Source organism: Paraburkholderia terrae (assembly GCF_002902925.1).
Classification (GTDB): Bacteria; Pseudomonadota; Gammaproteobacteria; order Burkholderiales; family Burkholderiaceae; genus Paraburkholderia; species Paraburkholderia terrae.
Genome location: NZ_CP026112.1, coordinates 2,214,516 through 2,232,199, shown reverse-complemented (window position 1 = coordinate 2,232,199; position 17,684 = coordinate 2,214,516). Strand labels below are relative to the sequence as shown.

The following is a 17,684-nucleotide window of genomic DNA, read 5'->3' as shown; positions in this document are numbered from 1 at the left end:
CGTGACGGTTGGCTTTTAGCACTTACCCAGCCAGCAGTATTTCGCCCTTGCCTTGCACCGATACATCGCCGCGTAGCCGCCGTGGAGGTTGCGCACGCGACAACATGGCAAACGCGCCGCCCTCTCGCGCGAGCGTCGGCACCAGCAGCCGCCAGAATACGTCGATATCGCTGGCGTTTTCCGCGAAGCGTTGCGTCGCGGGCCACGCGGAATCGAGGAGCAGCAGCGAGCCGCGCCGCATTCCATACGCCGGATGTTCGCCGACACTGCCTGCAACGGCGATCGTCCCCGCGACCATGCGCGACGCCACGAACGGGCCAGCCGATCCGAACAAGACAGTCGTGCCGCGACGCATGCGGTCACACAGACGCGCGCCCGCATGGCCGTGAATCACGAGCGTGCCCCCGCGCATGCCGTCCATGTCGCCTGGCAACGCGGCGCCTGCAAAATCGCCGGTATTGCCGTGAATTTCAACGCGGCCGCCCGATAGCTCACAGGCGGTGAAGCTCCCGCAATGACCTTCGACGACGATTGTCCCCGCGCTCATCTGAGCGCCGAGAAAATCCCCCGCATTGCCTTCGATGACGAGATGGCCCGCTTCCATGCGCGAGCCAAGCCGGTCGAAGCGTTGCATATCGCCCTCGAACCTGAGTTGAGGAACGTCGAGCGTTGCTTCATCAGCGATCTCTACGGCAAACAGATCGCCCACGTTGATCGGTTCGCTACCGTGCCAAAGCGCCATCCTGCCGATTTCGACGGCGCTTAGTTCCGCGAGTCGCGCGGGCAAGAGGTCGCGCGCGTCGATGCGCAGGCTGGGCGCGTGCTTCAGACGTAACGTGATGCGCTTCATCGGTTCTCCGGCGCGTCGCACAATTGATGCAGATGAAAGTGAAACGGCCCGAGCTTGCCGCCATAGTTGCCCGCGGAGATCCGCACCAGTCCCTTTTCCACGCCGGCGTCAGCGCCCGTCGCCGCCGCGATGCCGACACGCATCGCCTCGGCCACATCCGTATCGCTCAATCCGTCGATGACGATTTCGAGCACGCTCTGGACATCGCCCGTCAGTTCGGTGCGCAGCGCGAGTTCGCTGAGGCCAGGACAGAACGCGTCGTTGGTCGAGGCAGGCAGCGCCGAATATTTCGAGCCGACCTTCGAGCCCGAGCGCACGACGCCGCCAGGAAACGGCAATATCACGTTCGGCACAGTGCGCATCGCGTCAACAGCCGTCTGCGCGGCAATGAGCGCCGCGTCGGTGTCGCGCGCAAGGAAGAGCAGGTTGCCGCCGCCCACGCCTTTGACGACGGCCGTCGTTTCCTCTGCGACGAATTCGCCGTCCATCACCGGCACGCGCCAATAGCGCTTGCCGTCGATCAGCTTCGAAATCTGCCAGCCGTCGCCGAAGAAGCGCAGATTCTTGCCGAGCGCGATAGGCTCGCCATTCGCGATGCCGCCGAAAACGGCCGTCGTCGGGCATGTCAGCACGCACTGTCCGACGCGGCGCTCGACCTGTTTCGCGAGTTCCTTGCCGGACATCGAAAACAGCAGCAGGGCGAAACCTGGGCGGCCGTCGGGTGTCTCGTCGGGCGACAGTTCGCGCTCAATGCCCGCTTCACAGCCGCATGCGATCACCGATGTCGCAAAGCCGGTTGCCGCGAGGGCCGCGTTGCGTGCCCAGGTGGCATTGCGCGCCGTCACGATCAGGCGCGTCGCTTTCATCGGAAACGCTTCGGCAAACGTGTCATCGATCGCGACGCCGCGCACGCTGCGCGGTGCCGCCGGACGTTCGACGACAGGCGCCGCGCTCGAAGTGATATCGCTCATGACGGGGACTCCGCACGCGGTTGGCGATGCACACCGCACGCGGCAGGCAGCAGACGTCCGCCGTTGCCGCACAGGCAGAGTTCATCGCGGCTGATGGGTGCGCGCCGCATGTTGGTCGCGAGATAGGCATCGCCGTTCTCCTCGACCACTTTTTCGATCGAGCGGTCGAATTCGGGTTCGACATAGTGCGTGCCGCCCACCGGCGTCGCGACGATGCGGCCGTCGCGCGCAACCAGTTCACCGTCCTTGAACACGTAGACGGGCGCGCGGAACATCGCTTCGCGGTCGGCATGCTCGCGATACACGGCGATATCGGCGGCGGCGCCCGCATCGAGCCGGCCACGATCTTTCAGGCCAAGCAGCCGGGCGGGCGCGGCGCGGGTCAGGATGGCGATCTCGTTGAGGTCGAGTTCCCGTTTCAGGCTGCCAAGCGGCGACTGAGCGGCAACATCGGGATGAAGCTTCGCCAGTTGTTCGTCGCGGAACGATTTATCCATTAGCAGGCGGATCAGATGCGGATAGCTCGTGAACGGGCCGCCGTTCGGATGATCGGTCGTGAGCGTGATCTGCCAGGGGTTATTCACCAGCAGGAAAAGCTCCAGGCCGATCGTCCACTGCAGCGCGTTGACGTAGCTGGTTTCACGGTAGCGAAACGGGACCACGCCGCAGCCCGCGTCGCATTCGATATCGCCCGCGATCCATTTGCGCGGCGACGCGAAGGCAGCCTGCTTGACCTGCTTCATGATGTCGCCCGACGCCGTGACCGTCTGACCGAACATGATCTGGCCGACGTCGATGGAGATATTCGGGTTTGCGTTGACGGCATCCGCGATCCGGTGCGCCGCCGACGAAAACTTTCGGGGACCGTCGTTGCCGTAGCTGTGAAATTGAATGTGCGTGAGATGGCCGGGCAGACCTTCGAGCGCATCGATGGTGGCGAGCGTCGAATCGATATTGCCCGGCACGCCCAGATTGCTGGCGTGAATATGCAGCGGATGCGGCACGCCGAGATCGGTGAGCGCGCGCGACAGCACATGCAGCACGTCGCGAGGCGTGATGCCGTAGTGCGTATGGTGCTCGTCGACATCGAGACTGCGCTGGTTGAACTTGAATGCCGAAATGCCGCCCGGATTGACGACCTTCACGCCGAGCGCGCGGGTCGCGTGAATCGACCATCCGACATAGTCGCGCAGGCGTTCGTAGTCGGTCTGCCCGGCCAGCATGCGCAAGAACAATTCGTCGTTGCCGAGCATCACGTAGGCGCCGTGATCGATGATCGGCGTGTCGCCCATTTCGAGGTGCGTGTGGCGCGCGTTCGATGCGATCATCGCCGGCTCGAATGCTGCCGTGTAACCCATCTCGGCGTATCGGTAGCCCGTCGCGAGCGTACCCGGCGTGCAGTCGCCGCATGAGGCGAGTTCGAGTGGATTGTCGGAAGCGCGGCGGCCGCGATGATCCTCCGGCATCAGCAGGCGCGCGAGATTGACCTTGCCGCCGCCGATATGCGAATGCATGTCGATGCCACCCGCCATGATGACCATGCCCGAGGCATCGTATTCGCAATCGACGGATTCCTGTTCGGGCAGATCGACGATGCGGCCGTCACGCACGCAGATGTCGCCGATCTGCCCGGCGATGCGTGAGGCGGGGTCGTACACGCGGCCACCGCGCAATCGGAACGTGCTCATCGGGCGGGCTCCTTTGCGGTTGATTGTGCGTGTGAATGCGGTGCCGCCAGCGCATGCGCGATCTGCGTGGCTACATGCGCGACGGTGGGCAAGCTGTCGTCATACACAGGTACGAGCGGCAACACGACGCCACCGTCCGTGCGGAACAGATGACCGGCTGAGCCGATGCCGGGCGTCGAGACGGGCATGAAAAGCGTCGGCCCGTGACGATCCGTGGACGATGCCGCGAGGCCGGGATGGCCCAGCACGATCGTCGGCATGTCGGATTGTGGCGGCGGCAGGTCGGGGCCGAAGCTTGCGACCCAGACGAGAGCATCGACGGCATGGTCGTCGAGTAACCGCTGTGTGTCATAGCGATGCGGATCGTGTTCAAGACCGGCTCGATGCACGCCCGTGCGCAGCGGCAGACCGGACATCCACGTGAGCGTCTGGTTGACGGTCGCGGCGCCGTCGTCTCCGCCGAGCGCGAGGCAGCCTGCGCGGGTCTTCAGGTTGATCGACTTGGTCAGACGGTCGAGTCCTTCGACCAGCAGCGTCGCATGGCTGCCAGGCAAGTCGGCCGTACACCAGACGAGCGTGACGTAGCGCGCCGCGAGCATATGCACGGCCAGCGACTCGAGTGCAGGCGCATTGCCTGGCATCGGCTGGCTTTTCAAAAACGAATCGATCCGCGCGTTCAGCAGCGCAATGGTCTCGTACAGATCGCCTTGCAACGGGATGGCGCGTTGAGAGACGGTGCCGGGCTGCGCGATAGATTCGAGGTTCGCGTCGATCTCGCTGCCGACGAAGATCACGTCGCGCCGCGCCGGGCCAGTTGCATCGGCCGGCTTAGCGCCGACCCCGCAGCGTTTGAAGAACGCCGGGTATCTCGCCGTGGGCGTCGACGCGAAACAGACAATCAGGTCCGAGCGCGCGCGCACTTCGGAAAGCGTGGTCGTGAATGCGCCGCGGTCCTGCATCGCCGTCAGGCCGTGCATCAACGAGCGGCCGTGGGCGTGATCGATGATAGCGGCGCTCGCGTTGGCCAGGCGATACAGCGCCCGCGTGCCGGCTACATCGGTGGCCATGCCCGCGAATAACGGTTGCTTCGCTTGCGCGAGCCATTGGGCCGCGAGGCCGATGGCATCGTCGAATGCGATCGGCTTGCCGTCGTGCATCGGTTGTGCGTGTGCGGGACGCGCGCTGAACTGCGCGAGGGCCCGCGTCGCACGCGGACAGTCGGTGCCCGTCAGGGTCAGCGTCTCGCCCGCCGCGATCGAGAGACGATCGCATAACAGCGGGCAGAACGGACACGTCCAGGATATAGGCGAACTGATAGAGGTCATGTCCGGCTATCAGCAACTCATATGCCATCCGTTGTGGTTCTGCGAAACGCCTGCGCTTTACCGGATAAACGCGAATTGCGCGGCATGCATGCGTGGCGCGCATTCGATGTGTTTTGCGCCGCGCGCGATGCAGACTGTCACGCGTCGTTCGTTCGCGCATGTCTCAATAGCATGGACACCATTGCTCGCACGCAGCGCATCGGTCGATGGCATGGAACATGAATACGACCGATGGGAAGCGCAATCACCTGCACGGGAAGCGAGCGATGAAAAAGATCCTGCTATACGAATATCTCAGCGCCGATGGCTGCGTGGACGAATGGATCGCGCCGGAACTGCGGATGCAGGGCAGGGCGATGCGCGATGCCGTCGCGAGCGATCTCGCGCGTTCAGGCCATATCGCACTGACCTGCGTCGCGGGTCATGACGAAGTCCATGAAGCAGCGGATACGTCGCGGGCAATCGAATGGTGTCACGCGCCGTTTGCGATTTCACCGGCGCGCTTCATCGCGGCCGAAGCGCGCCGTTACGACGCCGTGTGGGTGATCGCGCCGGAGACGGGCGGCGTGCTGAGCGCGCTGTGCGAAGCCGTCGGACCTGACCGATGGATCGGCTGCGACGCGGCGGCCGTGCGTATCGCGAGCAGCAAACGCCGCACGGCGCGGTATCTCGCTCTGGCCGGCATCGCCACGCCGCGTGCCTGGTCGGTTGATGCACCGCTCGATGCCGCGTGCAATGCGAGCGCCTGGGTCGTGAAGCCCGACGACGGCGCGGGCGCCGTCGATACCCGCGTCTTTCACGACTACCGGATGGCGGAATACGTGTTCCTGCGCCGCGCCGCCGCGCACGAGCACGTGACGCTGGAAGAATGGATCACCGGCGATGCGTTCAGTCTCTCGCTGCTTTGCACGCGAGGCCACGCGGAGCTACTCAGCATCAACCGGCAACACATCGGCGTGCGTGACGGCCAACTCGCCTATGAAGGCCTGACGGCGAACGCGATTCCTCTGTTGAGCGAAATGGCGGGGACGTGCCGCTCGCTGGCTGCGCGCGTGGCTCGCGCGCTTCCGGGGCTGGCGGGTTTCGTGGGCATCGATTTCGTGTGGCATCCGGAACGCGGCCCCGTCGTGATTGAAGTCAATCCGCGCGTGACGTGCGCTTACCCCGCACTGGCCGGCTCGGTGGAATCCAATATCGCGGCAAGCATCGTCGCGCAGCACTTCGATCTGGATAACGACTTCAACCGGAGGCGCTATGCCGCGTGATCTCGTGATCGGTTGGGACATCGGCGGCGCACATGTGAAGGCAGCGCGCATCGAGGCCGGGCGCGTATCCGATGTGATGCAATGGGTTTGTCCGCTCTGGCAGGGCATGGTCCACCTCGACGCCGTATTCGATGCAGCGGCGCAGCGTTGGCCCGATCACGGTGATGCCGAGCATGCCGTGACGATGAGCGGCGAGATGGCGGACATCTTCGCTAACCGCGAGGCGGGCGTCGCCGCGCTCGCGGGCAGACTGGCGAGCCGCTTCGGGCGAGACGCTTCGTTCTATGCCGGCCGGTCAGGATGGCAGCCGCACGAAGCCGTTCTCGAATACTGGGCCGACGTCGCGTCCGCGAACTGGCATGCGACGGCGGCGCTGATTGCTTCGCGTGTCCCCGCCGCCGTGCTCGTCGACATCGGCAGCACGACCACGGATTTCATTGCGATCCGCGAGGGCGTGCTCGCTTCGCGCGCGATGGATGACGCGGGGCGGCTCAAATCCGGCGAGCTTGTTTATCAGGGTGTCGTGCGTACGCCGCTGTGCGCGCTCTCGCAGCGCATCCGCTTTCGCGGCGAACCGCACAACGTGATGAACGAACTGTTTGCCACGACGGCCGACGTCTACCGTCTGACGCGTGAACTCGACCCACTGCACGACCAGCATCCCACGGCCGACGGCGGCGCGAAGGATCGCATGGCAAGCTGCCAGCGTCTTGCTCGCATGATCGGGCGCGATGCGCGCGATGCATCGATGGCCGACTGGGAGAGCTTCGCTCGCGAATGGCGCAAGGCACAGCTTGCGCATCTGTCGACGAATCTCGCTCAGGTGCTCGGGCGCGTCGGGCTGGGGCACGATGTGGTGCTGGTGTCGGCGGGCTGCGGCGCGTTCCTCGCGGATGAGCTTGCGGCGCAGTTCGGGCGCGATGTGATCGCCTTCTCTTCGCTAACGAAAGCGGACGAAACGGCTGCCGGCTGGGCGCAGGTCTGTGCGCCAGCCGTCGCTGTCGCCCTTCTGCGCGCCGACGAAGCGCACATGGCCGACGCAACGGTCTGAACAACTACCATCTCCGCACACGGAGCGCCTATGTGGGTGGTGAAGATTGGCGGCAGTCTGAGCCGTGACCCGTTGCTCAAAGAATGGCTGCAGCACCTGAGCGAATTCGGCGGTGGACGGGTCGTGATCGTGCCGGGCGGCGGCGACTTCGCCGACCAGGCACGCGAGCATCAGGCCGTCTGGCGTTTCGACGATGTCGCCGCGCACAACATGGCCGTGCTCGGGATGGCGCAATACGCGCTGATGATGCAGGGCCTGTGCCGTCGCCTCGTGATCGCTGCGACGGATGCGCAGATTCGCGAGGCGTTACGCGCCGGGCGCGTCGCCGTGTGGGCGCCGCTCGACCTGCTGTTTCAGGAACCCAACCGGCTGACCACGTGGGATGTCAGTTCGGACAGTCTCGCCGCATGGCTCGCCAACCGGCTGAACGCCGAACGGCTCGTGATCGTGAAGTCGTGTGAGGTCGAACCCGCGCGCACGATCGAAGCCTATGCGGCGCAGGGCATCGTCGACCGCTCGTTCGCCGGCTTCACGCGCGACGCGCCGTATCCCGTCGACATCGTGAACCGGAACGACGGGTCGCGCGTGCGCGACCGCCTGCTTCACGCGACAGCCGACTGAGCCCGTACCTCGAAGCCGGTATCGTTTGCCGCGCGCGCGGAGCCCAGGAGTTGCGCGCGCAGATCGCGCACGCGTGCCGCGTTGAGCCGGCCGGTGCGCGACCCGTCGCACAGCGCCGTCCGGAAACCGGCGATGTCGGGACCGAGCGCGCGGATCAACGGCACGTGCTTGCTGAGCAGCGCGCCCGCCAGCCCCGCCATCACGTTGTGGAGGCGCGCGATCTGCACCATGCTGTCGAGCACGGCCAGCGGGACGCATTGAAACAGATCGCCGCGTCGCTTGCTGGCCGTATCCACCATCACGCCCGCAAAACGCAGTTCGCATGCCCGTTCGACGATCCGCAGATCGAGGCCGTTATCCACCAGCAGCACGGGGACCATATTCCAGTGCAGGCTTCGCATATACGTGAGGCTTCGGAGCGCGAGATCGAACGAAGCGCTATCGGCGGGTATGCCTGCTTTCACATAATCGACGCCGCAGCGTCCGACTTGCGATGCGCGATATTCGAGCGACGCGTGGTCGCCGGGACGCAGATCGCCGACGGCGGCGCTGATGGGCAGGCCGGGATGCTCGGCGCGCAGCGACTGCACGACGTGCGCGATCCGCGGCGCTGCGACGGCGCCGAGCGCGCCCGCGCCAGGCTCTTTCAGATCGATCAGATCCGCGCCGGCCTGGGCGGCGTCACGCGCCTCGTCGAGGTCGCGCACACTGGCGAGCATACGAATCATAGGGCCTCCTCTGAAAAGACTTGCGCGGTCGCAGCCGACCGCGCGTAAAAGACGTCGACCGCTTCCATCAGCCACTGCCAGGCCTGCTGTTCGCTCGGCCCAGCCGTCTTGTCGATGGCGATGGAGAGGTACGCGATTTCCGATTCCACTTTCTCGCGCGGCAGCATGGAGAGCCGGCTGACCAGCACCGCGCCTTCGATGACAGCGCCCTGCGCGCGGTTGAAACCGGTGAACGGCGCATCCGTACACATGGCGACGCGTTCCATGACCAGCGTGGGGCGTTGTGGATCGCCGCCGACCGAGACCAGACGCAGTTCGGCGTGCGCGAGCGTGTCGGCGAGCCGCATGCACGGCACGCGATGGACGGGAAGCGTCGTCCACGTACGGCGGCCCGTGACGCAGCCGGCAAACACGCGTACGTCGGTCGTGAAGTTGACCACGGCACAGCCCGTCGAAATGATGTTGTCGAATGTCGCGGACGGCAGAAACGGCATCAGGATGAACGTGTCGCCTTCGTGGCGCACGCCCATCGGCGCGCAATGCGGCTCGCCGCCCGGCGATAGGGTCGTGACTATGGTTTCGTGGATCATCGTCAGGCTTCCTTTCTGCGTGTCGTGCCGGGGGCGCATTGCGCGAGCAGATCGCTCGCGCCGCGCTCGCTCGCGCATCCCCATTCCAGCGGCTGATCCTGGCTATAGCGCTTCCCAAGCCGCCAGGCGAGTTCGGCGCGCGCGAGTTCGACACCCATGTAGAACGCGTGCGCGCCGTCTGCTTCCAGATGAAGATGTGGCCACAGGGCGAACGCATCCGTGGCGAGATGGTGGCCGTCGCGGTTGTACACGTGTACGCCTTGAGTTGACACCTGCACGCGGAAGTTCGGGTCGCGGATGGCCGCTGCCGTCGCCGCGATTTCTTCGGGCGTATCGGGAAAAGGGCGCTTGGCGTGTACCGTCATCAACTGGTCGGTGAGGCCTTTGGGCAGCGTCTGAAGTTCGCGGGCCGCGTACATCAGGCGTCGGGCGACGTCGGCCTCGCGTATCGCGCAGCGCGCATGGCCGCTCACTTGCGTGGTGAGAATGCCCGCGATGTTCAATTCGACACCGATGCCGAGCAGGATCGCGTGGATGCCGCTGGTGTCGGCTTCCGTGAGTTCCGTGACGTTGCCCGTGCCCATCAGCAGCGGCGCGTCGGGATAGCGCTCGCGCAGCCGCTGATAGCGCGTGAGCGATTTCAAAAGCCCGAAGGGCAGCGGGTCGAGGGTCGGGTCGGCGAGAAAGGGCCGGCCCTGTTGCATCATCATGTCGATGGCGTCGTACAGCGAGGCTTCGTCGCCGGGCTTGCGCGGAATCAGCACGGGCGTGGAGCCGACTTCGTTGAGGACCCAGAGTGTGTCGGCTGTCAGGCTCAGCAGATAGTCCGCGCCCGCGCGGCCGCCGCGCACCAGTTCCTTCACATCCATCGAGTCCACGCTGACCCTGAACCCTTGAGCTTTCAGCGCATGGACGGCATCGGCGAGATGCGGGAACGGCGTAGCCGGCAGACAGCCGAGGTCGATCACGTCCGCGCCGTCGGCCTGTAGCCGCGCCGCGCGCGCGCAGATTGCATCGACGCCGAGACGGGGCGCATCGACGATCTCCGCGAAGATCGCGATATCGTGTTTCGACAGGTCCACGGGGCGTGCCGCGCAATCGAACCATGCGGGGAGATCTTTCAACTCCTCGGGGCCGCGCTGCACGGGGATGCCGTAGTGTAAGGACAGCGCGTCGAGATCGCCGCGGCATCGGCCGGGGACGATCACGCGGTCGGCCGCAAGCGGGGCAGCGACGCGGCGGCGGATCATATCCGCTGTCATGAGCGCCGCCACCTGCAGTCCGATCTCGCGAATCTCCCAGCTGAACGGCGCGGGCACGAGACTGCGCAACACGCGCTCCAGTCCGGGTTGCGCAAGGCGGCCAGTGAGGAAGACGATGTGTTCCATCAGGCGCTCGCGCAGCACGAGTCGGGTGCGCCCGTCGAGATGCGAATGTCGGCGATGCGTGCGTCGAGCGCGGCGCGCAGTTCCTCCAGCGAGCACACAACGTGGCAATGATCGATCTGCCTCAAGCGCGCTACGTTGTCGAGTTCGATATTGCGTGGCCGCAGTTCTACCCAGTCGAGCGGACTCTTCGTGACGACAACAGGCTGGGTATCGCATGCGAACACGATGCCCGGGATGCCCAGCTTGCCCGCCTGCGCGAACATGTTGGTCGGCAGCGTATCGGAGATGCCGAACGCGCATTTGGCGACGGTGTTGCTGGTGGCGGGCGCGACGACGACCGTGTGATAGCGCGTCTCGTCGTATAGCATTCCGACGGGCACGGCGCTCGCGCTGTTGTCGCGGAATACCCGGAAGCGCTGCTTGAGTTGCGCGAGGTCGATCTGGTACAGCGGCAGTACCTCTTGCGCCGCGCGCGACAGGAACAGATCGACGTGCGGCAGAAGCGTGGCCGCAATCTCCAGCGATTCGACCAGCCCGTGACCGGAGCCCGTCAACGCCCACGCAAAACGGGCTGGGGCGGTGTCGATGTCGTAGGGCAAGGAGCGCGTGTGGGTCATGGTCGGTCCGGCAGCCAGGTTGTTCAGTTTGCGATACATATTGCGACCCCTCGTCATCAACCTCTTGCCGCGTGACGCGCCGTCTTGCCGGCCGGGACTCGCGCCTGATGCGGCGGCGTGGCCTGCTTGCGCGATGCGCGTGGGTTCCTGCGAGGGCGTTCATGCCAATCGCTTGCGACATTCGTGCCTGGGCCGCTTCTTGCATGAGAACACGCGACGAACCGTCTATGAGGAACCCCAATGAACGTGATCGACAGGAATGTGATTGAGCGGCCGCATCTCGCTTCATCCGAGATGGACCTCATCTTTATCGAAGGCTTTGAGGGAGAGACGGTGATCGGCATCGACCCCGACGAACTGCACGACCGGCAACCCGTGCGCATCGATCTGTGGGCAGGCGTGCCGCACAGTCACGCCTGCGACACGGACCGGATCGGCGATACGATCGACTACAGCAAAGTCCACGCTGCGTTGGAGTCGCTGCTCGCCGCGCACAAGATGCAATTGCTGGAAGCGCTGGCGGAGTCGGTTGCGCAGATGCTGCTCATCGATTTTGGCGCGCACTGGGTGCGCGTGTCGCTTGCGAAGCCGAACAAGTTCGCGAACGTGAAAGCGGTGGGCGTGACGATCGAACGGACCGTGCGGTGGCCGTGAGCACTGCATGCGTGAAGCACGTGTGTATGCGCTGCTTGGGAATTTCGCTAAAGAACGGGGATGGAGGGGACGTTCTTGCAACCGCCTCCTTCCTAAACGAGGCAAGGCAAGGTGCTGGTGCTGCCTGATGCGGTTCAAGAAGCGCTCGTCGACATTGCGCATGCGCGGCAGAGGTATGCGAAAACCAATGAGCGAGAGGGTGGGCGACAGTTCGCGTTTCTGATAGCTCGCATTCTGTCTGCTCGTGCAAGATGCCCCGCGGAAGCGGGGTGCGGGGAAGCGATGTACACGCTATGCCTGATCGGCGTATGCCTTCAGTGTCCATTCCCTGTCGGTCCGATACTTGCGCATGCCGAGCAGCGCGTCGAGGCCCGGAATGGAACGGGGATTGTCCATGGCAAGCTGCGGCATTGTCTCGCCCTTACTGAACCGGCGCGTCGCTTCGGGACGATAGTTATCGAATGGCCGCACGCACCAGTAGCCGTCCTGCGGGCAGACTTCGCCGGGGCGTACCGTCGTACCCAACGGCACACGCTCGACCTTCGCGCTCTTGAAAGGCGCAAGGGGTAGGCCGGTAGCGGGATCGAGATTCTTCTCGCGGGCAAGCCGCTGGACAAGCTGCTCGTCAGGTTTCTGCGGCGGCTTCGCGGCGTCCTGGTCCTTCTGCCACTGGAACGTTCCGTCCCACGGTGGCAGCTTTGCGGGTGGCAGCGGCACGATCTGATCGATATCAGGCACCTTGGGATTACGTCCATCGTTGTCGTCGATGAACTTGCCGATCAGTTTGTAGCGGCGTGATCGTTCTGGATCATGAGGTAGCGCTAGATAGTAAAGTTGATTCGACGAAGGCGGCCCGTTAAATCCTTCCTCAAGAGCCAACGACGATAGCGTGTCACCCGCCGCCACACCCTTCTGAAACGCGACGACCGCTTCAGAATATAGCTTGTCGGTCGATAGATCGATGCCGAGATAGCTGGCCGCCTTGGCTAGTCCCTGATCCGTTGCACACCGGGTCATCTGCCGGGAGATCTCGGGAGACTTGTCCCGAGGCGAAAGCAGGTCACCCACATAGAATTGCGCTTCGGGACTGCCTAGGTCCGCAGCTTTGCGGAAATAACGAAGCGCCTTCTCCTGGTCCTGCTTCACGCCATATCCGAGTTCGAGGTAATGACCCATGTCGTAGTAGCCGCCCGGAATGCCCGCAGCGATCAACTGTTCGGCGAGATTGATGGTTTCGTTCGGCGCGTCGGGTGACGGCGCGAGTCCGGTCGAAACCAGTTGCTGAAGATTATTGTTGGCCTTGTAATGTCTGTGGGCCGCCGCAATGCGATAGTAACGCGCCACCGCGCTGTAGTCCTTTGGGCCGTTCTTTTTCTCCAGATAACGGCCGTATCTGAAAAGTTGGTCAGCATCCGGATTGAGAGGCGGCAGATGGTCGACCTCGTGTGCGCAGATAAACGCAAGATTCGCGCGCACAGCGCTCCAGTCGGCTTGGGAAGGCACTGCATTCTCCTTGTTCGAGCAGGCGCCTACGACCAGTGCAAGTGCCACGATGAGAGTGGTTCGGGTCATGGCTCAGTCGTCCGTGCTGCGCTTGGCGGAGGTGTACAAAAATCCTACGAGCGAGGCGATTGGTGTCAGTCCACTTTTCTGATGCTTTGCATTTCTCGCGACGACGTAAGTCCACCTGTTATATGCGACTTCGGGGTCATCCTGCTCTCCGATGCCTTTCGTATGCAAGTTCCACAACCGCCTGCGCAACGGCTGCGTGACAGCCATATTCTCGTGGCAGATATTCAGCTCACTATCCACCGCCATACTGCGCAGATTGATATTCGCGGAACCCAGGGTCATGAATACGTCATCGACGATCATCAGCTTGGCATGCACATAAACGTAGTCCCATTTTCCAGGCGGTGAGTCCGGTGCAACGAGCGTGCAGACCTGCACTTTGAGTCCCGGAATCTCGATAGGAAGGATCGGTGTTTTCTTCTCGTCACGATTGTCCTGAACCTGCTGCTGAAGGGAGGCCGCTTTCGCCCTCGTCTCCTGCTGGTACTGCATGGCACTGACTTTGGCCTCCACGCCATACGCGTTGCTCACCTGTAGATTGGCGGCCGTTGCATCGCGCTGCGCAGCCGTCAGTTGAGCCTGCAAGGCATCGGTCTGTTCAAGTCTTGCAATCGTGGGGATGCTGTCCGCCTTGCCCAGGGCATTGAGCATGTTGTACGTATTGACGGTACCGGGTCCAATGCCCTCGTCATTCGAGTTGGTCACGACGAACAGATAGATGGGTCCGTGCTTGCCCGGGTCACGCCCGGCGCCGACCTGAGCAGCCGCCGCCTGCCTGATCTTCTCAGCCAGTTCAGGCCAGCGGAAATACTGGTTCTCGATGTAGATGAACTTTGTGGCGTTGTTCACCGCCTGGAGGTACATACTGGCGATGTCGCGCTTGCCATGCTGCGATTGGGTACGCAGAACCTGCGCCATCACGGGCGTGTCGAAATCACGACGCAAGGTCAACTGGCACTCGACAGCGGCGCGCGACTGCGTGAGAGGCTGGCCCGTTGCCTCGTCCCACGCCTGGCAGAAGTTCTCGTTGAGATACGCGAGCACCGGGCCGCCTATCAGCCCAGGTAGCACAGCCTTCCCGAGTTTCTTTGTTTTTCAGTTGCACGCGTGAGTTTCCCCATAGTCCTACGTCTGGTCGATGTAGCTCTTCAGGGTCCATGCCCTGTTGGCCCGATACTTGCGCATGCCGAGCAGCGCGTCGAGGCCCGGAATGGAACGGGGATTGTCCATGGCAAGCTGCGGCATTGTCTCGCCCTTACTGAACCGGCGCGTCGCTTCGGGACGATAGTCATCGAATGGCCGCACGCACCAGTAGCCGTCCTGCGGGCAGACTTCGCCGGGGCGTACCGTCGTACCCAACGGCACGCGCTCGACCTTGGCGCTCTTGACAGGCGCAAGGGGAAGGCCGGTTGCGGGATCGAGATTCTTCTCGCGGGCAAGCCGCTGGACAAGCTGCTCGTCAGGTTTCTGCGGCGGCTTCGCGGCGTCCTGGTCCTTCTGCCACTGGAACGTTCCGTCCCACGGTGGCAGCTTTGCGGGTGGCAGCGGCACGATCTGATCGATATCAGGCACCTTGGGATTACGACCATCGTTGTCGTCGATGAACTTGCCGATCAGTTTGTATCGACGTGATCGCTCGAAATCGTTGGCTAGCCCGATGTAGTAGAGTGCGTTCGACGGATCGGTATCGAATCCATTCTCCAGAGCGAATGCAGATTGTGTGTCACCTGCCTCTACACCTTTCTGAAATGCAATAACGGCCTCAGAGTAAAGCTTGATCGTCGAGAGGTCTATGCCCAAGTAATTTGCCGCTTTACCATACCCCTGATCCGTTGCACATTTGGTCATCTGTCGGGAAATTTCAGGAGCTTTGTCCCGAGGGGAAAGTAGGTCGCCGACATAGAATTGTGCTTCGGGACTGCCAAGGTCCGCAGCCTTGCGGAAATAACGAAGTGCCTTCTCCTGGTCCTGCTTTACGCCAAAGCCGAGTTCAAGGTAGTGCCCCATGTCATAGTAGCCACCCGGAATGCCAGCAGCGACCAACTGTTCTGCGAGATTGATGGTTTCGCTCGGCGCGTTGGGTGACGGTGCGAGTCCTGTCGAGACTAATTGCTGGAGGTTGTTGTTCGCCTTGTAGTGCCCGTGCGCCGCCGCGATGCGGTAATAGCGCGCCACCGAGCTGTAATCCTTCGGTCCGTCTTTCTTCTCCAGGTAACGTCCGTATCTGAACAGTTGGTCAGAAGCCGGATCGAGTGCTGGCAGATGGTCGGCCTCGTGTGCGCAGGTAAACGCGAGGTTCGCGCGCACGGTACTCCAGTCGGCTTGGGAAGGCACAGCATTCTCCTTGTTTGAACAGGCGCCTGCCATAAGTGCAAGCGCGATAGTCAGCGTGATCCGGATCATGGCTCAGTCGTCCGTGCTGCGCTTGGCAGAGGTGTACGAAAAGCCAATAAGTGAGGCGATAGGCGGCAGTCCACTTTTTTGGTTTATCGCGTTCCGGTTAGCGATATATGTCCATGCCTTAAACGCTGCGTCCGGCATATCCGAAGCCCCGTCCTTGAACCCCTTTGTATGTATATTCCACAACCGCCTACGCAACGGCTGCGTGACCGCCATATTTTCGTGGCAGATATTCAGCTCACTATCCACCGCCATACTGCGCAGATTGATATTCGCGGAACCCAAGGTCATGAATACGTCATCGACGATCATCAGCTTGGCATGCACATAAACGTAGTCCCATTTTCCAGGCGGTGAGTCCGGTGCAACGAGCGTGCAGACCTGCACTTTGAGTCCCGGAATCTCGACAGGAAGGATCGGTGTTTTCTTCTCGTCACGATTGTCCTGAACCTGCTGCTGAAGGGAGGCCACTCTCGCCCTCGTTTCCTCCTGGTATTGCATGGCACTGACGTTGGCGTCCACACCATACGCGTTGCTCACCTGTAGATTGGCGGCCGTTGCATCGCGCCGCGCCGCGGTCAGCTGAGCCTGCAACGCATCGTCCTGTTCGAGTCGCGCGATCGTCGGGATGCTGTCCGCCTTGCCAAGGGCGTTGAGCATGTTGTACGTATTGACGGTGCCGGGTCCAATGCCCTCGTCATTCGAGTTGGTCACGACGAACAGATAAATCGATCCGTGCTTGCCCGGGTCACGCCCGGCGCCGACCTGAGCAGCCGCCGCCTGCCTGATCTTCTCGGCCAGTTCAGGCCAGCGGAAATACTGGTTCTCGATGTAGATGAACTTCGTGGCGTTGTTCACCGCCTGGAGGTACATACTGGCGATGTCGCGCTTGTCATGCTGCGATTGCGTACGCAGAACCTGCGCCATCACGGGCGTGTCGAAATCACGACGCAAGGTCAACTGGCACTCGACAGCGGCACGCGATTGCGTGAGCGTCTGGCCCGTTGCCTCGTCCCACGCCTGGCAGAAGTTCTCGTTGAGATACGCGAGCACCGGGCCGCTTACCCGGCTCGACATATCCTGGCGAGGATGCGACCCGTTGCGGCCCATCTGGGGATGCATGCGAACATGGCTGTGATCGTCCCGGTCCCAGTACGTATCGAGCATGTTATGGCCCATCACAAAGCCAACCGCACGCTCGGGGATTTCGTAATCGACAAGCACCATCTTTTGATGATGAGTTGGAAAGACCTTCATGGCGGCCCTGCCAACGGTCCCCACCGCTTTCCCCAGGCGAACCGCCTCGTTATGAAGCTTGATCCGGTGATCGATCTCATCCCGGTTGTCCAGGCTGAAATCGCGCGTAGCGAACTCGACGTTTTTGAACGCACCCTTGCGGGACGCGAAATCGACAACCCTGTCACTCGCCGCGCGATACCTGCCGCTGGTGACGTTGTTCAGGTTTGCCCGCCGGTACCATTCGATATCGAACTCCCGCTCCCAGCCAGCCTGATAGTCTTTCGAAATGAAATCCGATACTTTGGGTAAAGAAACAAACCAGTCAGGCAACAGCGGTTTGATCGACGTGACAGCGTTGTTACCTGGCGCTTCGTTCTCGCTCAGCTCCGCGAGGTGCAGATCATCCTGCCAGCACAGCAAACGAACCTTGATACCATCCGCTCCAAGCTGCGCGAGCAATTGCCCGATCGGCACCGATGCGCCGCGGCTTCCCCGTTTGAAATACATCGACGGCTGAAAGCCCCAGCAGATGATATCGACCGAACTCTTTGCGTTTAACACCGCGTCATAGATCGCTCCAAAGGCTTCCTCCCCATTTACGAGCGGCTTGAACGTGGCTTGAGCCGGGTTGTATTCCGTTTTCTGCACGAACCACGGCAGGGTGATCGTCGCGCTTCTGGTGCATGACAGCGCAATGGGTACCACAATGGGTTGTTGTGCCATGT

At 62.7% G+C, this 17,684-nt stretch carries 15 protein-coding genes and 1 pseudogene; 4 read left to right on the top strand and 12 right to left on the bottom strand.

The genetic code is table 11. The features are described from left to right. Positions 1-22: 22 nt before the first annotated feature. The 4 genes from C2L65_RS26250 to C2L65_RS26235 are packed head-to-tail and all read right to left on the bottom strand — an operon-like array spanning position 23 to position 4,834. Entirely contained in the window at positions 23-850 is an 828-nt protein-coding gene (locus C2L65_RS26250) for a formylmethanofuran dehydrogenase subunit C (RefSeq protein WP_042306502.1), read from the bottom strand. Beyond that, the gene (fhcD, locus tag C2L65_RS26245) at positions 847-1,821 is read right to left on the bottom strand and encodes a formylmethanofuran--tetrahydromethanopterin N-formyltransferase (protein ID WP_042306501.1); all 975 of its coding nucleotides are present in this window, start codon (positions 1,819-1,821) and stop codon (positions 847-849) included. The genes C2L65_RS26250 and fhcD overlap by 4 nt, the downstream gene beginning before the upstream one ends. Next, positions 1,818-3,509 (bottom strand): formylmethanofuran dehydrogenase subunit A, encoded by a 1,692-nt coding sequence (locus C2L65_RS26240; protein ID WP_042306500.1) that lies wholly within the window; start codon positions 3,507-3,509, stop codon positions 1,818-1,820. Before C2L65_RS26240 ends, fhcD begins: the two co-directional genes overlap by 4 nt. Beyond that, positions 3,506-4,834, bottom strand: a complete 1,329-nt coding sequence (locus tag C2L65_RS26235) for a molybdopterin-binding domain-containing protein (RefSeq protein ID WP_042306499.1) — start codon at positions 4,832-4,834, stop codon at positions 3,506-3,508. Before C2L65_RS26235 ends, C2L65_RS26240 begins: the two co-directional genes overlap by 4 nt. A gap of 218 nt (positions 4,835-5,052) precedes the next feature. On the opposite strand from C2L65_RS26235, the gene C2L65_RS26230 reads away from it, so the two are divergent. The 3 genes from C2L65_RS26230 to C2L65_RS26220 are packed head-to-tail and all read left to right on the top strand — an operon-like array spanning position 5,053 to position 7,771. Further along, positions 5,053-6,099 (top strand): ATP-grasp domain-containing protein, encoded by a 1,047-nt coding sequence (locus C2L65_RS26230; RefSeq protein WP_052426857.1) that lies wholly within the window; start codon positions 5,053-5,055, stop codon positions 6,097-6,099. After that, positions 6,089-7,150: a hydantoinase/oxoprolinase family protein gene (locus C2L65_RS26225; protein WP_042306498.1), complete on the top strand. Its 1,062-nt coding sequence runs from the start codon at positions 6,089-6,091 to the stop codon at positions 7,148-7,150. Before C2L65_RS26230 ends, C2L65_RS26225 begins: the two co-directional genes overlap by 11 nt. Before the next feature lie 30 nt (positions 7,151-7,180). Beyond that, on the top strand, positions 7,181-7,771 hold the full coding sequence (locus tag C2L65_RS26220; RefSeq protein WP_042306497.1) for an amino acid kinase family protein: 591 nt from the start codon (positions 7,181-7,183) through the stop codon (positions 7,769-7,771). Here C2L65_RS26220 and C2L65_RS26215 read toward each other — a convergent pair. Genes C2L65_RS26215 through C2L65_RS26200 form a run of 4 tightly spaced genes read right to left on the bottom strand, consistent with a single transcriptional unit; the run spans position 7,753 to position 11,133 of the window. Beyond that, positions 7,753-8,499: a (5-formylfuran-3-yl)methyl phosphate synthase gene (locus tag C2L65_RS26215; RefSeq protein WP_042306496.1), complete on the bottom strand. Its 747-nt coding sequence runs from the start codon at positions 8,497-8,499 to the stop codon at positions 7,753-7,755. The genes C2L65_RS26220 and C2L65_RS26215 overlap by 19 nt on opposite strands. Further along, positions 8,496-9,089 carry a DUF447 domain-containing protein gene (locus tag C2L65_RS26210; RefSeq protein ID WP_042306495.1) on the bottom strand — a complete coding sequence of 198 codons (594 nt, stop codon included), beginning with the start codon at positions 9,087-9,089 and terminating at the stop codon, positions 8,496-8,498. The genes C2L65_RS26215 and C2L65_RS26210 overlap by 4 nt, the downstream gene beginning before the upstream one ends. A 2-nt stretch (positions 9,090-9,091) precedes the next feature. After that, positions 9,092-10,477, bottom strand: coding sequence for a DUF6513 domain-containing protein (locus C2L65_RS26205; protein ID WP_042306554.1), 1,386 nt, complete (start codon positions 10,475-10,477; stop codon positions 9,092-9,094). Then, on the bottom strand, positions 10,477-11,133 hold the full coding sequence (locus tag C2L65_RS26200) for a flavoprotein (RefSeq protein ID WP_103254577.1): 657 nt from the start codon (positions 11,131-11,133) through the stop codon (positions 10,477-10,479). The genes C2L65_RS26205 and C2L65_RS26200 overlap by 1 nt, the downstream gene beginning before the upstream one ends. A gap of 201 nt (positions 11,134-11,334) precedes the next feature. Between C2L65_RS26200 and C2L65_RS26195 the strand changes: the two genes are divergently transcribed. Then, on the top strand, positions 11,335-11,748 hold the full coding sequence (locus C2L65_RS26195; RefSeq protein WP_042306494.1) for a dihydroneopterin aldolase: 414 nt from the start codon (positions 11,335-11,337) through the stop codon (positions 11,746-11,748). A gap of 291 nt (positions 11,749-12,039) precedes the next feature. Here C2L65_RS26195 and C2L65_RS26190 read toward each other — a convergent pair whose 3' ends face one another. The 4 genes and pseudogenes from C2L65_RS26190 to C2L65_RS26175 form a co-directional block, all read right to left on the bottom strand. Then, positions 12,040-13,320 (bottom strand): SEL1-like repeat protein, encoded by a 1,281-nt coding sequence (locus C2L65_RS26190; RefSeq protein ID WP_081920855.1) that lies wholly within the window; start codon positions 13,318-13,320, stop codon positions 12,040-12,042. A gap of 3 nt (positions 13,321-13,323) precedes the next feature. Further along, positions 13,324-14,376 (bottom strand): annotated as a pseudogene (locus C2L65_RS26185) (phospholipase D-like domain-containing protein); the annotation flags it as partial. A 69-nt stretch (positions 14,377-14,445) separates the two neighbouring features. After that, on the bottom strand, positions 14,446-15,723 hold the full coding sequence (locus C2L65_RS26180; protein ID WP_081920853.1) for an SEL1-like repeat protein: 1,278 nt from the start codon (positions 15,721-15,723) through the stop codon (positions 14,446-14,448). A gap of 3 nt (positions 15,724-15,726) precedes the next feature. After that, complete coding sequence (locus C2L65_RS26175; RefSeq protein WP_042306493.1) at positions 15,727-17,682, bottom strand: phospholipase D-like domain-containing protein; 1,956 nt, start codon at positions 17,680-17,682, stop codon at positions 15,727-15,729. Between the last annotated feature and the right edge of the window lie 2 nt (positions 17,683-17,684).

What these genes read in the sequence shown, in the direction of transcription:
- C2L65_RS26175 (WP_042306493.1), bottom strand. Translation starts at nt 17,682, where the DNA reads ATGGCACAACAACCCATTGTGGTACCCATTGCGCTGTCATGCACCAGA.
- C2L65_RS26190 (WP_081920855.1), bottom strand. Translation starts at nt 13,320, where the DNA reads ATGACCCGAACCACTCTCATCGTGGCACTTGCACTGGTCGTAGGCGCC.
- C2L65_RS26225 (WP_042306498.1), top strand. Translation starts at nt 6,089, where the DNA reads ATGCCGCGTGATCTCGTGATCGGTTGGGACATCGGCGGCGCACATGTG.
- C2L65_RS26180 (WP_081920853.1), bottom strand. Translation starts at nt 15,723, where the DNA reads ATGATCCGGATCACGCTGACTATCGCGCTTGCACTTATGGCAGGCGCC.
- C2L65_RS26235 (WP_042306499.1), bottom strand. Translation starts at nt 4,834, where the DNA reads ATGACCTCTATCAGTTCGCCTATATCCTGGACGTGTCCGTTCTGCCCG.
- C2L65_RS26220 (WP_042306497.1), top strand. Translation starts at nt 7,181, where the DNA reads ATGTGGGTGGTGAAGATTGGCGGCAGTCTGAGCCGTGACCCGTTGCTC.
- C2L65_RS26205 (WP_042306554.1), bottom strand. Translation starts at nt 10,477, where the DNA reads ATGGAACACATCGTCTTCCTCACTGGCCGCCTTGCGCAACCCGGACTG.
- C2L65_RS26195 (WP_042306494.1), top strand. Translation starts at nt 11,335, where the DNA reads ATGAACGTGATCGACAGGAATGTGATTGAGCGGCCGCATCTCGCTTCA.
- C2L65_RS26215 (WP_042306496.1), bottom strand. Translation starts at nt 8,499, where the DNA reads ATGATTCGTATGCTCGCCAGTGTGCGCGACCTCGACGAGGCGCGTGAC.
- C2L65_RS26200 (WP_103254577.1), bottom strand. Translation starts at nt 11,133, where the DNA reads ATGTATCGCAAACTGAACAACCTGGCTGCCGGACCGACCATGACCCAC.
- C2L65_RS26240 (WP_042306500.1), bottom strand. Translation starts at nt 3,509, where the DNA reads ATGAGCACGTTCCGATTGCGCGGTGGCCGCGTGTACGACCCCGCCTCA.
- C2L65_RS26250 (WP_042306502.1), bottom strand. Translation starts at nt 850, where the DNA reads ATGAAGCGCATCACGTTACGTCTGAAGCACGCGCCCAGCCTGCGCATC.
- C2L65_RS26230 (WP_052426857.1), top strand. Translation starts at nt 5,053, where the DNA reads ATGAATACGACCGATGGGAAGCGCAATCACCTGCACGGGAAGCGAGCG.
- C2L65_RS26210 (WP_042306495.1), bottom strand. Translation starts at nt 9,089, where the DNA reads ATGATCCACGAAACCATAGTCACGACCCTATCGCCGGGCGGCGAGCCG.
- fhcD (WP_042306501.1), bottom strand. Translation starts at nt 1,821, where the DNA reads ATGAGCGATATCACTTCGAGCGCGGCGCCTGTCGTCGAACGTCCGGCG.